This is a genomic window from Clostridium zeae (assembly GCF_017312485.1).
Taxonomy (GTDB): Bacteria; Bacillota; Clostridia; order Clostridiales; family Clostridiaceae; genus Clostridium_AR; species Clostridium_AR zeae.
In genome coordinates, this window is record NZ_BMBA01000006.1 from 206,919 (window position 1) to 223,384 (window position 16,466).

Below are 16,466 nucleotides of genomic sequence, written 5' to 3' on the forward strand. Positions count from 1 at the left end.
CATCCACCTTACTTAGTTTTTGATACGAAACTCTTTAGTTTTTTTATTAACAAATTCACCTCTTTTTTATATAACACCGAAAGAAAAACAATTACAACTATAGCTATTAATAACTTAATCAAGAAAAAGTATATAAACGAAAAGCTTCCTTCTAAGAAACAAAAAGATGAAACTATCATAAATAAGAAAGTTATTAAGTATAGTTTGACATAATTAAATCCTACCTTTTCTATGAGCGATGATATTATCAATATTAGTACACTTGCCATAAACATTGATATCAAACTAGCAACTGCAGATCCAACAGTCCCATACTTAGGTATCAGTAAATAGTTTAAAACAGAATTAGCAATGGCACTAAATATAGTTCCGATTGAAACAAACTTAGTTCCCTTCTTATTATAAAAGAGTGGATTAACAAAAAAATAGTATAATCCATTAAAAACAAATGCAAAGGTAATTACCGGAACCACCTTCCAGCCATCTCCAAATTCAAACTTCTTGCTTATTAAAATATTTATAACTTCTTGTCCAAAAAGTGATATAAGCATAGCCAAAAGACCATAAGCTACGACAACATATTCAGTGAATTTAACGACAATCTTCTTGCCTTCCTTTCCACTGTTCATCTTATCAAAGAACCAAGGAACATAGGCTTGATTAACAGCGGTGGTAAGTATATTCATAATATTACCAAACTGAAAAGCTATATTGTATGATCCTGCGGCTTCTGTAGACTGCATTTTATTTAAGAACAGTCTATCTATCATCGAAATCATCCATCCTGAAAGTGAATGTGGTATCAATGGTAGTGAGTATCTTAATGATTGTTTCAAATATATCTTATTTATTTTCAATTTAACTTTTGGTATAAAATTTATTAAAGTATATATAAAAAATATTATATCTGTGCTAGCTAAAGCTAATAAAACGCCTTTAGCCCCCATCTTAAAGCCTACTACATAAGTAATTGTTAAAAGAAGGTTTATAGTAAAATAGCTTAAGTTATTTAAGCCATATTGTTTTCCATTTTGTTCTGCTTGTAAAGTACTTTGGAATATATTGTAGATCGGATTAAGAGTTATAGAAATAAGTGCAATTGCAAAATAAGGAAAAAAGCTTATTCCATCTACAAAAGGCGAAATTATGTATCTATGAAATGCAAATATTATAATGCTCATAAATATGCTATTCATTGAAACAAATAAGATATTTGTTCCCCAAAATTCTTTTAATTTTTCCCTGTCATCTTTATAATCAAAATAATATCTTGAAATAGCTCCATTTAACGATAACATATAAAAAACAGTAAGTAGACTGACAACCGCCTGAACTACACCAGTTATTCCATAATCAGTCTTAGTTAAATATGAAGTATAAACAGGTAAAAGAAATAACCCTATACATTTTTGTAATATAGATACGATTGTATATATCCCTGAGTTCGCAAGCATCTTTTTAGTTGACATATATTTCTCCTTTATGTTTTAATAGGATATCTTTAACGATATCCTATTATGTATATAGATGAACCACTTCATAATAGAATTTATATTTTCAAATCTGCCTCTCAGATGCCAGAGGCATTTCGAAAATAGATTTGGGATTGAAGTGGTACATCTTTAAAACTTAACTTTAAAGTAATACAATATTTTCTTTGTTTTCTACATTCTTAGTTGCGTTCTTTGTGTCAAATATAACCTTAGCATTTTTTTGTACATAGTTATAATCCATATTTGTATGCATAGTAGTTATAACTACTATATCTGCAGCTCTTAAAACCGTCTCTGTTAGATCGGATATACCTTGATATTCAACACCTTTGTATTTATAAGAAGCTACATAAGGATCATAAAATGATATATCAGCACCTTCATTTTTGAAGTTTTCTATAACCTTTAAAGCAGGACTTTCTCTGTAATCATCAATATCTTGTTTGTATGCTACTCCAAGAATTAAAACCTTAGAGCCATTTATTGGTTTCTTATATTTATTTAATATCTTTCCTGCTCTCTCTATTACATACTGAGGCATATAATTATTTATTTCACCTGATGTTTCTATAAGCTTAGTATGATAGTCATATTCCCTAGCTTTCCAAGTAAGATAATATGGGTCTAATGGTATACAATGGCCTCCAAGTCCCGGACCCGGATAAAATGCTTGAAATCCATATGGTTTTGTTTTAGCTGCATCAATAACTTCCCATACACTTATCCCCATCTTCTCGCATATAATAGCCATCTCATTAGCTAAACCAATATTAATATTTCTATACGTATTCTCTAGAATCTTTTCCATTTCAGCAACTGCTGGGCTAGATACTTCTAAAATTTCACTTTCAAGCACATTTCTATACATCGCTGCAGCTACTTCTGTACTATCTTTTCCAACACCGCCTACTACCTTAGGCGTATTTTTTGTCTTATACAGTAAGTTACCTGGATCTACTCTTTCTGGAGAAAATGCTAAAAAGAAGTCCTTACCACACTTCAACCCTGACTTACCTTCTAATATCGGCAATAGTAATTCTTCTGTAGTTCCAGGATATGTAGTACTCTCTAATACTACAACCATCCCTTCATGCAGATATTCTGCTACTGCTTCTGTTGATGCTTTTACATAGCTTATATCAGGTTGTTGATACTCATCTAATGGTGTAGGAACACAAATAGCTACAAAATCCACATCTTTTACAAAAGAAAAATCAGTTGTTGCTGTCAATATTCCACCCTTAACAACGTTACTAAGATCAGAATCAACAACATCACCTATATAATTCACTCCATTATTAACAAGCTCCACTTTATTTGCTTGTACATCAAATCCTATTGTTTTATATCCAGCTTTTGCTTTTTCAACAGCTAAAGGCAGACCAACATAGCCTAAACCAATAACACCAACAATAGCCGTTTTTTTATTTATTTTTACAAGTAATTCATCTTTAACGCTCATAAAATTATTCTCCCCTCGCAGATACAGTCCAATCATTTATTACGTAATCTTTCCCACAAGCTTCACATGTACATTGATTAAATTCATCAAAATATATTCTTTCACCGCATTGGCAAACATGTCCTATTATTCGAGCAGGATTTCCAACAACTAAAGCATAATCAGGTATATCTTTAGTAACAACAGTACCAGCTCCAACTAATGCATATCTTCCTATATTGTTGCCACAAACAATTGTGGCATTTGCACCTATGCTGGCACCCTTGGAAATTCTAGTTTCTTTATATTCACTTTTTCTTTCGATAAAACTTCTAGGGTTTATTACATTGGTGAACACACAGGATGGTCCTAAAAACACATCATCTTCACATATAACCCCTGTATAAACTGAAACATTATTTTGTATTTTTACTCCATTACCTAATACTACACCAGGAGATATAACAACATTTTGACCTATATTACATCTTTCTCCTATAATACAATCCTTCATTACATGTGAAAAATGCCATATCTTTGTACCAGCTCCAACCTTGGAAGGCTCATCTAAATATGAAGATTCATGAATAAAATAATCTTCCTTACTCATTTAAATTACCTCCCTGTAAAATCATTGATTACATTTACTATATATTGTTTTTGCTCTAATGTTAATTCGGCATACATTGGTATAGCGAAAGTTCTTTTAGAAAGGTACTCCGTGTTAGGAAAATCTCCTTCTGCATAACCTAATTCTATATAAACTTTTTGTAGATGCAACGGTACTGGATAATACACCCCTGTTGCAATACCACTATCCTTAAGATATTCTAAGATAGCTTCTCTATTATCTGATTGTAGAATATACATGTGATATACATGTCGTCTTCCTTCAGCTTCTGTTGGTTTAATTAGAGATTCATTTTTTATATTTTCATTATAGAATCTTGCATTATCTCTTCTTTTATCATTCCATTTATCAATCTCTTTAAGCTTTACTCTCAAAATAGCAGCCTGCATAGCATCTAGCCTTGAGTTATGCCCTATAAGATAATTGTAATATTTTAGCGGATTATATACTGTATCGTTTACCGCTCCACTTACAACTAATTTTTCATCAGTACCATTTATAAGATTATACGCTTTTTGACCATTCTCTCCACTACCATGAGTCCTTAGTGCTTTAGTCAATATAGCTATATTATCATTATTAGTTACTATCATTCCTCCATCACCAGCACAACCTAAATTTTTGGTTGGAAAGAATGAGAAGCAAGCTACATCACCTAAAACTCCTACCTTTTCACCTTTATACTCTGCTCCTATTGCTTGACAAGCATCCTCTATTACATATAAATTATGCTTTTTTGCAATTTCTAATATCTCATCCATATCAGCCGGCTGTCCAAATATATGAACTGGCATTATTGCTTTTGTATTTTTAGTTATTTTATCTTCAATTTTTTTCACATCAATATTGAAAGTATCTAAGTTAACATCAACAAATACAGGAATAGCTCCTATTGCAGATATACTTTCTGCTGTAGAAAAAAAAGTAAATGGAGTAGTGATTACCTCATCTCCTTCTTTTATTCCCAATGCTTTCATTGCTATCACCAATGCATCCGTTCCGTTACCTACAGATATAGAATGTTTAACTCCTAAATAGTCAGAGAACTCTTTCTCAAATTTATTTACATTCTCTCCCATTATATAATTAGTTGATGATAATACATCAAGTACAACACTATTCAATTGATCTGATATGGTGTCATACTGAGCTTTTAAATCTATCAGTGATATTTCCATCAATATTACTCCTTAATGTGTTACTAGTATCAATACCATTGATACTGCCTATAAAATAGTTTAGTTGTTCTATCTTTTTCAACCATAACAAATCTTCCGTAGCATACAGACTTATGTCTCCGTTTCTTCTACTTTCATTTGTTCGTTTATAAAATTGTTCTATACTTATAAAATCCAAATCTGTATCATCATTTGCAAATTTTAAAACGAAGGGTTTTGAATCAGTAATATCTACATCATCGTAAGCGATTATTACAGGAAGCCCTTTTGCAATGTAATGTCTTACCTTAAGTGGCGCAGCTTCTTTCATATCCTTTGTGTAAAGAGCTAAAGTTCCCACTCCAATGTCAGATATTTCAAACAAGTCATCTAACTTTTGTTTATCGTTTACCACTCCATAGAATTTGATTTGGTCATTTTGCACTCCAAATCTATCTTCTTCCCCCACTATATGAATTACAAACTTATCCTTGTTAGGTGCATTGTTAAAAGATCTTAATAGTCTTTCTGTCCCATGCCACGGAAGACCTGGAGAAATAACAAATATTAAATTAATTTTATTATTAATATCTTTCTTTTCAACAAATCCTAAATCTTCTTTAAGAATTCCGTTACCAAGTATAAATCCAGGCTTATCATTATATCTAGTTTCATTTTTATACAATTCATTAGTTATGCAAACAAAAGCTTTTATAGATTTATAATAACTTCGCTTCAATATAGCCTCTAACATATATCTTTTCTTATTGGTTACTTTGTTTTCTTCAATTACATTAGACTGCACTTCTACGAAAATAGGTGCTATTTCAGAAAGCTTATCGAAGAAATTTAATATAGCGCCCCTATCTCTAAAATATATTATATCTGGCTTTTCATTTTTAGCAGCCTCTATAACCATTTTATTTAGCTTCCTACCAGAACTAATCTTACTTAATATACTGTTGTTACTATCATTTAAAGATATAAACTCTGCATCACTCTTTGGAAAGCCAATAGGCGATGTATGAAATACAATTAATTTCACTTCATGCCCAAGTTTTTCAAAGCATTCTTTTTCATGTAATATCTTTTTATATGCACCGTGCTGACTTTTATCACCATTGGAATTGACCAAATATAAGATTTTCATATTGTCCCCCAACATTAAAGCTATATTGTATTTTTTATAACACTACATACCATTTCAATCTGTTCTTTAGTAAGCCCAACAGAACTTGGAAGATTTATTCCTCTTGCATATAATTCATTAGTTACTGTCAGGTCCCCATGTTTACATTCCTTATATGGAGGCATATCATGAATAGGCATAAAGAATGGTCTTGACTCAATACCATTTTCACTCAATACCTTAATTAATTCATCCCTTGTTAACTTATAATCATCTTCAATTAATGCTGAGTATAGCCAGAAACAGTTTTCTGCCCATTCCTTTTCTACTGGAACAGTTATTCCTTTGACCTCTGCTAATAGCTCATTATAATAAGAAGCACTTTCTCTTTTTCCTTTTATATATTCATCAATTTGCTCTAATTGCGCAACTCCAAAGGCAGCAAGTAGATTAGGCATTCTAAAGTTATATCCTACCTCCGGATGATAAAAAGCCTTATTTTCTAATGTCACCTTAGTCTGATTTGATAAGAATTTAGCTCTGTCTCCTATAGTCTCATCATTAGTTACTAACATTCCACCAGCACCAGTAGTTATAAGCTTATTTCCGTTAAAACTAAAACAACCTATATGTCCTGATGTTCCTACCATTTTGCCCTTATATTTAGATCCTAAAGCCTCTGTCGCATCCTCAATTACATACAAATTATGCTTTTTAGCAATTTGCATAAGACTATCCATATCAACAGGGTGACCATATATGTGTACTGGCAAAATAGCTTTAGTCTTATCTGTTATAAGTTCCTCTACTTTTTCAGTATCCATTACATAAGTGTCTCTGCAAACATCAACAAAGACCGGAGTTGCACCGACATATTTTATAGCGTTTACTGGTGATATAAAAGTCAATGAAGGAACTATAACTTCGTCTCCTGCTCCAACTCCAAGAGCTATTAGTGCCAACTGGATTGCAGCAGTACCATTCATAGTAACAACTGACTTCTTGCTTCCTACATATTCATTAAAGTTTTTTTCGAATAAATCTACATAGCTTCCTACTGACGAAACCCATGAGGTGTCTATACATTCCTTAACATACTGCCATTCATTTCCTCTTATTTCAGGTATACACAATGGTATCATAAAATCCCCTCCTATTTCTTAAACATTGTAAATATCAGGTTTGTAATACTGAAGATTATTCTTCATCCATTCTATTGTTGCTCTTAATCCACTTTCAATATCGTATTGAGGTGCCCAGCCAGTCAACTCTTTTATTTTCTTATTATCTGCCCAAAGTCTATTTACTTCACTTTGCTTAGGTCTTAATCTTTGTTCGTCACAAATTATTTTTACATCTTTTCCTATTATTTTAACAATCAAATCTATTGTATCTTTTATACTTATCTCATAATTAGATCCTGCATTTATTACTTCACCAATTGTATTATCACATTCTGCAACCTTTACAAAAGCTTCTGCAGTATCTTTTACAAAGTTAAAGTCTCTTGTTGGCGATAAATCTCCAAGCTTTATTTCATTATTTCCAGATAATATCTGGCTTATTATTGTTGGAATAACTGCTCTAGCTGATTGTCTTGGTCCATATGTATTAAACGGACGTAGTGTTGCCACAGGAGTATTAAAAGACTTGTAAAAACTTTCAGCCATTTTATCAGCTCCTATTTTAGATGCTGAATATGGAGATTGACCCTGCATAGGATGTTTCTCATCTATAGGTACATATAATGCAGTCCCATAAGTCTCACTAGTTGAAGTATGAACTATCTTTTGAACATCATATTCTCTACAAGCTTCAAGCACATTCGCTGTACCTTCAATGTTGGTTTTTATATAAGCCATAGGTGATTGATAAGAATACGGTATTGCAATCAAAGCTGCTAGATGAAATACTATATCATTACCTTTTATAATTCTTTTCATTCCATCATATTCTCTTATATCGCCTGTAACTACATTAATGCTACTTTTTACATTTGCATCAAACGTATCAATCCAGCCCCAATTATTAAACGAGTTGTATTGTACAAGAGCCGTAACATCAGCACCCAATTCTACAAGCCTCTCAGTTAAGTGACTACCTATAAATCCTTCTGCTCCTGTTACAAGTACCTTTTTCCCTGATATATTCATAACTATTTTTCATTCCTTCCTAATAATACACTCAATTTAAACCTATCTTAGATTATATCAAAAAAACTTTTTTATATCCTCATTCGCTTGATAATAATCATTTAATTTACCAATATCCATCCAATATTCTTCAATAGGATAACTACCCACAGTATAATTTTCCTTAGTTAACACATTTATCAAATCAGTTATATTATAAAACTCATCCTCTGGAATAAACTTTAATACTTGAGGGCTTAAAGCATAAACTCCTCCACTTACCAAAAAATTCACTATTGGTTTTTCTTCAAGTGAGGATACCTCAAGTTTATCTACATTAAGCACTCCATAAGGTATTTGTATCTCATAATTTCTAGCACCAATAGTCATATTAAAATTATTTTTAAGATGAAGTGCCATCATCTTATCAAAATTAAGGTTAGTCAGTATATCTCCATTTATTACAAAAAAAGGCATATTGAGATATTGCTCCGCTAACTTTATAGCTCCACCTGTGCCTAGTCTTTTATCCTCTCTTATGTATGTTATATCTACTCCAAAGTCTTTTCCGTCTCTGAAATAGTTCTCTATTATTTCAGATTTATAATTTACAGATAGTAGAATGTTTCTATAACCTTTAGCTTTAAATTGTTCAATTATTGTTTGTAGAATTGGTTTGTCTCCAACCTTTAACATAGGTTTAGGTATATCATCTGTTAGTGGTCTGAGCCTTGTCCCTAAACCTCCTGCCATAATAAGTACAGGGTTTTTTTTCTCATTAACATATTGAAAATTATCAGGTTCTATAAAATCCACTAATACACCTTTTCTATTAAGAACAGGTATAAATCTTATTTTATATTCTGCCATTATTTCGTTAGAATTTTCTTTTTCATCTTCATATACATACTTAAAATCTTTATTATATAGACTGTCAATAGTAGATCTAAGGTCATCCCCTCTTATTAAAGCTCTTCTTATATCTCCATCCGTCACTGTTCCTAATAATTTTGAATCCTCATCAACTACAAGTGCTATACCTTTTGCATTCTCATCTATAACGTTTAATGTATGTATAATTGAAAAATATGGTTTTACAAAAAATTGTTCTATTCTATTCATATAATCACCTAAATGTATTATTTTTTAATATCTGTATTGTAAAAGCATTTTGCTTACTTTCCCATTTCTTCTTTCCCATTCATCAATGAGAGTTTTATACACTACTGGATCATGTATTCTTTTCCCTATATAAAAATTGCATATATTTTTAGAAAATGCCGCCTTAAATTTGAAAAGTGGGTCCTCAAGCGAATTGCTTAATCCGCCTCCTAAAAACATAAATTTATGTCCCAAAGCTTTTCCTACTTTCATGGCTTCATAAAGCATTATATTGTTAGGACTAAACTTTTGATACTCTTTTAAACTTCCAGCTAAATGATAGTGAAAATACTCTCCAAAAGACATAAAAATAGATGCGGCAATAATAGTATCCTCATACTCTACTCCCAATATTTTGTATTCACTATTCATACTCATGAAATCAAAATAGTTATCATCAAAATAGTAAAAATCGTCTGCCCCTATCCTAGTCATAGTGCTCATATATACATCCTGAAACACTTTCATATCTTTAATTTCTTTAACTATCAAACCATTCTTTTCTGCTTTCCTTATGACATTCCTGTTCTTTGATGATACAGAATCTGTCCATAATTCTTCTATACTCTGTTGTAAATCTACAAAAACAGTTTTCCTATTTTCTAAAACATCTATACCTTTAGAAAATATTCTATGGTTTTCAATTAAAGGATGGAATCTAACAAATTCACATACTATTTTTCTTTCCTTGCAATACGATAAAAAGGCACCTTCTGCCCTTTCCATAAACTTATCATTAACCTGATTAATTATTGGTCCACCGTATCCATACGGCGTTTGTATGTCATAATAATCTTCGTTCAAATCATATCCATCAATCTTATTTATTATATAAGGATAAAAAAAGCTTCTATCTTCCTCTTCATAATAAAAAGCTTCTGCACTTCCACTCTCTACTGTACAGCTTAAGTTAAAGTGCTTGTATGAATAATAAATATCTCTAAGCTCCTCAGGAAATTTCCCTAATACCTCATCCCAAGTTTCTTTATCAGTAATAATTTTAATCATAAAAACCACCCTATTGCTAATCCTTATATTGTTCCATTAAATCTATCAATTCCTTTACAAGCCTATCCATATCAACTTTATCATATCTTTGGTCAATAGGCAAAGTAAGAATCTTATCTGCTATATTATAGCTATCAGTAAAGTCCTCAACCCAATATTCATTTCTTATATCCCAATGAACAGGACAATATATTTTTTTTTCCCTTAACTCTTTGCGTATAACATCTCTATTATCTAAAAGTATAGGTAATCCTACCGGAATTGTTTCATCACAATATTGAAAAAGAGGCTTAACACCATGCTTATCCAATTCATTGATAAGATATAAATAATTCTTCTGTCTTCTATCTTTAATAAATTCTATATCTAATCTATTAACTAAATCCAATGATTGCTTATCAATAAGCTGATATTCTTCTCTTTTATAATAACATTCCTCAGCACTATTGAAAATACTAAGAAATTCTTCCTCTTTTCCTATGCCAAAGCATTGGTATAAGGTTTTGCTCATTCTAGCCTTATACATTAAAGATAGATAATCATCAACTTCTTCCGTTTCTAACATATCGCCGCACCCAACTACTATACTTCCATCTATAGGAACAAATTTTCTTAGACTGTTAAAAACAAAAGTACCAATAAACTTTTTGGATGGCTCTTTCCACAACATTTGTACTGCATCTTCAATTAAAACAATACCATCATTTTTAAACTTCTCTAATTGCTTTAAAGTATCATCATTGTGATAAAAACCAAAATAGTTAATGAAAAATATCGCTTTTACCTTGTTTTTATCAACACACATACTTAGATAATCTAAATCTATTGATAAATCCCCATTTATCTTATAAAAAACTATATTTATATGTTTTTTATTAAACCATTGAAGTATAGACGGGCATAAATAAGCCGGCAATAGCATAACCTCATCTTTTTCAAAGTGTACTTTGTCCAATATAAATTTTATTGCTGATTGCCCACCACTTAATAGCATTCCTTCTGTTTCAGATTTATTTTTATTACTAAACTCATCAAGTTGGAACCAAAACTCTCCACCTATAGGTTTCGTAGCATTATACTCCATAATTTTAACTCCATCTAAGTTTTTTCTTTATTAAATTTTCGCCTAGTTCTATTGTTTTTAGTATTGTAACTATCTCATCACTAGTGTTTCCTTCACCGTATAAACTTCTGGTATCTTCCACAATTTTTGCAAACTCATTACTGAAGCATTGGTTTATAGCCATTAATATATCGACGCTATCATAAGTAGTATCAATTATGTTACTCGCCTTTAACCTTCCTTTTTGCCTATTACCAATATTAACGACAGGCTTCTTCATGAATGGCGCTTCAACTAATGCGCTAGAAGAATTCCCCACAATTGCTCCACATAAATTCATGACACTTAAGTATCTAAGACTTCCAAGATTTTTGTGTAAAAACACCTTATCTGGATACTTATCCTTAAATTCTTCTATAGCCTCGATTATAATATCTCCTCCATTGTCTGCATTAGGATATGTTATAATCATCTTTTTATCTATCTGGCTTAATGCCTCAATTAAATTTGATATTTGTTCATCAACTTGATTTATTTCTAAGGTAACTGGATGATATGTGATTAATATAGTATCTTCATCCACACAAACTCCTAATTGTTTTTCTAATTCTTCTTGACTCATTAATTTGGTTAATTTTATATTTTCTATACCTGGATCACCAACATTAAAGATTCTCCAAGACTCTTCTCCCATAGCTTTTATGTTGTCTGCATAAACCTTCGCACCTGGAAAATGAATATGAGCCATCTTTGTTATTGAATGTCTTATTTGCTCATCCATGGCTCCCTCTGTTATCTCTCCACCTGATATATGAGCTATTGGAATATTCATAGCCATAGCAGCCGCTGCTGCTGAAAAAACTTCATATCTATCTCCCAATATTAACAATAAATCTGGGGCAACTTCATTAAATATATCAGTAAGTTTATCAAGTGCTTTAGCCATCTCTTTTGCAGTTTTTATTTTTGAATCAGTATCTTCCATTAATATATCTACACTTTTGGATATATCAAAACCATCATTGATTATCTCATCTACAGTCTTACCATATTTTTCACTAAGGTGAGTTCCTGTCACTACTAAAGCTAACTCTAATTCTTCATCTTGATCAATTTTAAGCATTATATTTTTCAAGAGCCCATATTCTGCTCTAGTTCCTGTAACCACAGCAATTTTTCTCATTTTTTTCACTCCACTTAAATTTATTTAGTTTTTATAAATCATCTAATGTGATAAGCTGATCTTCTTTAAGCGAATTCTTAAGTTTACGCCCTAAGACAAACTTTATAAACTCTGGCTTTAACCCTGTTCCAGGTCTTTTAAATTCTATCATTTCTTCAGTTAGAATTGTTCCAGCATCCAAGTCTCTAGATGCTACAATACTTCTTCTTGCTGCTTCTATAGTCTTTTCTTCCTTTTTAGTTGGTTTCTTTATACCTGTCCCTAATAACAGCTCTGTAGTTCTTATGGCATTTACAAATCCCTTAAATTCATCTGGAGTCATAGATGCAGCATGATCAGGCCCTTCCATAGCCTTATCTAATGTAAAATGCTTTTCTATAACAACTGAGCCTAAAGCTACCGCTGCTACTGCTGCTTCATTTCCTAATGTGTGATCTGAATATCCTACAGGTATTTTGAAAGCTTCTCTCATAGTTACCATAGCCTTAAGATTCACATCTTCTGCCATAGTAGGGTAATCAGTAGTAGCATGCATTAATGTTACAGCGCTGTTTCCTTGTTCATATATTGTATCTAGTGCTAACTCTACTTCACCCAAAGTACTCATTCCTGTTGATAAAATTATAGGCAAACCCTTTTTTGAAATTTCTTTTAAGAATTTCAAGTTAGTAACCTCTGTTGATCCAATTTTAATTAATGGCACACCAATATTCGCCAAATAATCAAGACTATCTGTTTCATCAGGCGTCGAGATAAACGTTATTTCCTTTTCATCGCAATAATTTTTAAGTTCAGTAAACTGATCATAACTAAGCTCTAATTTCTTTACCATATCAAATTGAGATTCGCTATTCCCAGTATTATCAACTTGGTATTCTGCCTTTTGTGCATACTTTCCTATAATCTTTTCTGTCTTAAAAGTTTGAAACTTCACTGCATCAGCTCCAGCATATTTAGCTGCATCTATAAGTTTTTTTGCAAGTCTTATATCTCCATTGTGATTTACGCCTGCTTCGGCTATTATGTATACTGACATAAATAAATTCACTCCATTCACATACTAATTGGTATTTTATCCGTTAGCCTTCTCAGTTAACAGTAGTTCTGCTAGTTTAAAATCAATTATTGTATCTATATCTATAGACTTATCGCTTTCCATTATATATCCAGTCATATTTTCTGGTTCTAAAGTTTTCTGTTCTAAGAATACTTCTCTATCTACTACGTAAACAGCACCATTTAATCTATACACTGGTGGCAAGTCTTGTCTTCTTGTAATTCTTTTACCTTCTTCTAAAAAATACTCTAGCTTATCATCTTTTAATATATTTGTCCAATAAGGATTACACTCTACTTCACATACAGAAACTGCAGCATCTGATTTCGTACTAATCATTTTTTCAATAGTTCCATCAATATCCTCTGAATCTCTTAATGGTGAAGTACATTGTAATAAACATATTATCTTAGGCCTATACCCTTCAATCCTATATAACTCACTTACCACGTGCAGTATTGCATCATTAGTTGGTGACAAATCAGTAGCCAACTCATTAGGTCTTAAAAAAGGCACCTCTGCTCCGTATTGTTTACTTATATCTGCAATTTCATTATCATCTGTACTAACAACTACTCTATTTATATATTTGCTCTTCTTCGCAGCTTCAATTGTATATGCTATAAGGGGTTTATCTAACAAAGATTTAATATTCTTCTTCGGTACACCCTTAGAGCCTCCCCTTGCTGGAATTATAGCAAGAACCTCCAGATTTTCTTCATTCATAATAACTACCTTCTCCCTTTTAACTCCTATTTAATAATTTTATTATAAACCAATATATTTATCTATAAAATACTTAAATTATGTAGCATATAATTTAAGTATTTTATTTACTTTAACATTAAATTAATCTCCACATTATAACTTATTAATACCTTTATCAAAAAACTGTAATAACTAAATTGAAAAAAAGCTGATTCCTGATAAACACAGAAGTCAGCTTTTAGTTACTTAATTTTTTCTTTTACATGTTCTTACTATATTAGTATATTAGATTTATATCATCTTTAATTTAAATCAAAATTAAATTTATAAGAGGTTACTTTCTTTCAACACCATATTTGGAAGCTAATTCTTGAACAAAATCAAGATACTTTCTCTCTTGTCTTTGTTGAATTAATTCATTTACTACATCCTTTTTTACTTCATCAAAGCTTTTAACAACAGCTGAATTCTTTGAAGCTACCTTTATTAAATGGAACCCAAATTGAGTTTTTACTGGTTCACTTACTTCACCTACAGGTAAATTAAATGCTGCTTCTTCAAACTCTGGAACCATCATTCCCTTTGAGAATGCTCCTAGATCTCCACCTTGTTCACTTGAAGGACAAGTTGAATATTCTGATGCTGATTGTTCAAAAGATTTCTTTCCAGAAAGTATATCTTCTCTTATTTCCTTCAATTTATCTTCAGAATCTAAAAGTATATGCTTAGCGGAAACAGTTTCTGGTTCCATATAAGCTTCTTTATTCTCTTCATAATACTTAAGCGCTTCTTCGTCAGTCACAGTTATTTCTGAAAGCACTTTGTTAATTATTATCTGAGTCAATATATCCTTCTTAACTTTTTCTATTTGGCTTAAAAATTCTTGTGACTTATCAAATTCATTATCTACGCCAAACTTATATAATAGTTCAAAGCTTATAACTTGCTCAAGTAATTGTTTTTTGCCCATTTCACTTGCAAAAACCCCTCTTCTATTTTCAGGGTATCTTTCTATAACATCCATTAGATCTCTTTCAGTTATTTCATTTCCGCCAACTATAGCTAATATATTCTTATCCATAAATAATCTCCTTTTCTGAATAAAAGTTTAATCTTTATAATCATATCACAAATAGATTAATATTCATATTTTTTATTATTAGGGATCTTTAACATATAAATTTCCTCTATATAAATCTACATTTTACTTTAAATGCTATTAAAAGCTTTTAAAATCACACATTTTTTTATATTTTCTTTTGCAATAAAGAATAATAAATAAATCCATGAGCTCAATACTAACTACTGATTTTATGTAGAATTACTATATTATGCAATTATGTTGTTGATATATAATAACTATTATTATATAATAATTAAAAACACTATTTGGAGGTGCTAGATACCAATGGAATTAAATACATTAGCCCAAGATTTTTCTATCGCAGGTTCCGATGGAAATATTCATAAATTAAGTGATTATAGAGGTAAGAAGGTAATATTATATTTTTATCCTAAAGATAATACACCTGGTTGTACAAATCAGGCTTGTGATTTTAGAGATAATTATCAGCAAATTTCAGACTATAATGCTATAGTTTTAGGGATCTCTAGAGATTCCTTGACTTCTCATGATAAATTCATAACTAAATTAGGATTACCTTTTATATTATTAAGTGATGAAAGTGAAGAAGTATGTAACATGTATGATGTTATAAAAGAAAAGAATATGTATGGCAAGAAGTCACTGGGAATTGAAAGAAGCACATTTATAATTAACGAAAATGGACTCCTAATAAAGGAATTTAGAAAAGTTAAGGTTAAAGATCATATAAGCGAAGTACTAGAAATCTTAAAAAATATGTAAACTACACGCCTATGCTTGTGTATATAATTAAAGGCTAAGAATTAAATCAATTCTTAGCCTTTAATTTACTATAATAAAAAATCATTTATAATATCTTCTTATACAATAAAGAAAGCATAGTACTAAGTACTATGCTTTTGGTGGCCAGACCAGGAATCGAACCAGGGACACGAGGATTTTCAGTCCTCTGCTCTACCGACTGAGCTATCTAGCCACATTTACCTAGCGACCACTTACTCTCCCACACAGTCGCCCATGCAGTACCATCAGCCGTCTAAGTCTTAACCGTCGTGTTCGGAATGGGTACGGGTGTAACCCTTAGACGCATCATCACTAGATATTGAAAGATTATTCTTTCAAAATTGCACTTAAGTTTACTTTGTAATAATTTGTATTGGTCAAGCCCTCGACCTATTAGTATCGGTCAGCTGAACAT

The 16,466-nt window shown here is 31.2% G+C and carries 15 protein-coding genes, 1 tRNA gene and 1 rRNA gene; 1 reads left to right on the forward strand and 16 read right to left on the reverse strand.

What is annotated here, in order from left to right; genetic code table 11:
- Positions 1–8 precede the first annotated feature (8 nt).
- The 14 genes from J3477_RS21160 to J3477_RS21225 form a co-directional block, all read right to left on the reverse strand.
- Positions 9–1,469: a lipopolysaccharide biosynthesis protein gene (locus J3477_RS21160; protein ID WP_206872171.1), complete on the reverse strand. Its 1,461-nt coding sequence runs from the start codon at positions 1,467–1,469 to the stop codon at positions 9–11.
- Between the two features lie 166 nt (positions 1,470–1,635).
- Positions 1,636–2,955, reverse strand: a complete 1,320-nt coding sequence (locus J3477_RS21165; protein ID WP_206872172.1) for a nucleotide sugar dehydrogenase — start codon at positions 2,953–2,955, stop codon at positions 1,636–1,638.
- A gap of 4 nt (positions 2,956–2,959) precedes the next feature.
- Positions 2,960–3,544, reverse strand: coding sequence for an acyltransferase (locus J3477_RS21170; protein ID WP_206872173.1), 585 nt, complete (start codon positions 3,542–3,544; stop codon positions 2,960–2,962).
- A gap of 5 nt (positions 3,545–3,549) precedes the next feature.
- Positions 3,550–4,743 carry a DegT/DnrJ/EryC1/StrS family aminotransferase gene (locus tag J3477_RS21175; RefSeq protein ID WP_206872174.1) on the reverse strand — a complete coding sequence of 398 codons (1,194 nt, stop codon included), beginning with the start codon at positions 4,741–4,743 and terminating at the stop codon, positions 3,550–3,552.
- Positions 4,706–5,872 (reverse strand): glycosyltransferase family protein, encoded by a 1,167-nt coding sequence (locus J3477_RS21180; protein WP_206872175.1) that lies wholly within the window; start codon positions 5,870–5,872, stop codon positions 4,706–4,708. Before J3477_RS21180 ends, J3477_RS21175 begins: the two co-directional genes overlap by 38 nt.
- Before the next feature lie 20 nt (positions 5,873–5,892).
- Positions 5,893–6,993 (reverse strand): LegC family aminotransferase, encoded by a 1,101-nt coding sequence (locus tag J3477_RS21185; RefSeq protein ID WP_206872176.1) that lies wholly within the window; start codon positions 6,991–6,993, stop codon positions 5,893–5,895.
- Between the two features lie 18 nt (positions 6,994–7,011).
- On the reverse strand, positions 7,012–8,004 hold the full coding sequence (locus J3477_RS21190) for an NAD-dependent 4,6-dehydratase LegB (protein WP_206872177.1): 993 nt from the start codon (positions 8,002–8,004) through the stop codon (positions 7,012–7,014).
- Positions 8,005–8,061: 57 nt separating this feature from the next.
- Complete coding sequence (locus tag J3477_RS21195; RefSeq protein WP_206872178.1) at positions 8,062–9,105, reverse strand: nucleotidyltransferase family protein; 1,044 nt, start codon at positions 9,103–9,105, stop codon at positions 8,062–8,064.
- Positions 9,106–9,129: 24 nt separating this feature from the next.
- Positions 9,130–10,152, reverse strand: a complete 1,023-nt coding sequence (locus J3477_RS21200; protein ID WP_206872179.1) for a lipid II:glycine glycyltransferase FemX — start codon at positions 10,150–10,152, stop codon at positions 9,130–9,132.
- A 16-nt stretch (positions 10,153–10,168) separates the two neighbouring features.
- Complete coding sequence (locus tag J3477_RS21205; RefSeq protein WP_206872181.1) at positions 10,169–11,236, reverse strand: DegT/DnrJ/EryC1/StrS family aminotransferase; 1,068 nt, start codon at positions 11,234–11,236, stop codon at positions 10,169–10,171.
- Between the two features lie 4 nt (positions 11,237–11,240).
- Complete coding sequence (gene neuC / locus J3477_RS21210) at positions 11,241–12,398, reverse strand: UDP-N-acetylglucosamine 2-epimerase (RefSeq protein ID WP_206872183.1); 1,158 nt, start codon at positions 12,396–12,398, stop codon at positions 11,241–11,243.
- A gap of 31 nt (positions 12,399–12,429) precedes the next feature.
- Positions 12,430–13,434 (reverse strand): N-acetylneuraminate synthase, encoded by a 1,005-nt coding sequence (gene neuB, locus J3477_RS21215; protein ID WP_206872185.1) that lies wholly within the window; start codon positions 13,432–13,434, stop codon positions 12,430–12,432.
- 36 nt (positions 13,435–13,470) lie between these two features.
- On the reverse strand, positions 13,471–14,181 hold the full coding sequence (locus tag J3477_RS21220) for an acylneuraminate cytidylyltransferase family protein (RefSeq protein WP_206872187.1): 711 nt from the start codon (positions 14,179–14,181) through the stop codon (positions 13,471–13,473).
- A gap of 316 nt (positions 14,182–14,497) precedes the next feature.
- Positions 14,498–15,244 carry a peptidylprolyl isomerase gene (locus J3477_RS21225; RefSeq protein ID WP_206872189.1) on the reverse strand — a complete coding sequence of 249 codons (747 nt, stop codon included), beginning with the start codon at positions 15,242–15,244 and terminating at the stop codon, positions 14,498–14,500.
- Positions 15,245–15,571: 327 nt separating this feature from the next.
- Between J3477_RS21225 and J3477_RS21230 the strand changes: the two genes are divergently transcribed.
- A complete protein-coding gene (locus tag J3477_RS21230; protein WP_206872191.1) occupies positions 15,572–16,030 on the forward strand; it encodes a peroxiredoxin in 459 nt (152 codons plus the stop codon).
- Positions 16,031–16,168: 138 nt separating this feature from the next.
- On the opposite strand, the gene J3477_RS21235 is transcribed toward J3477_RS21230, so the two are convergent.
- Both J3477_RS21235 and rrf read right to left on the reverse strand, forming a co-directional pair.
- Positions 16,169–16,244: transfer RNA gene (locus J3477_RS21235), tRNA-Phe, on the reverse strand.
- A gap of 6 nt (positions 16,245–16,250) precedes the next feature.
- Positions 16,251–16,368, reverse strand: a 5S ribosomal RNA gene (gene rrf / locus J3477_RS21240).
- Positions 16,369–16,466 lie beyond the last annotated feature (98 nt).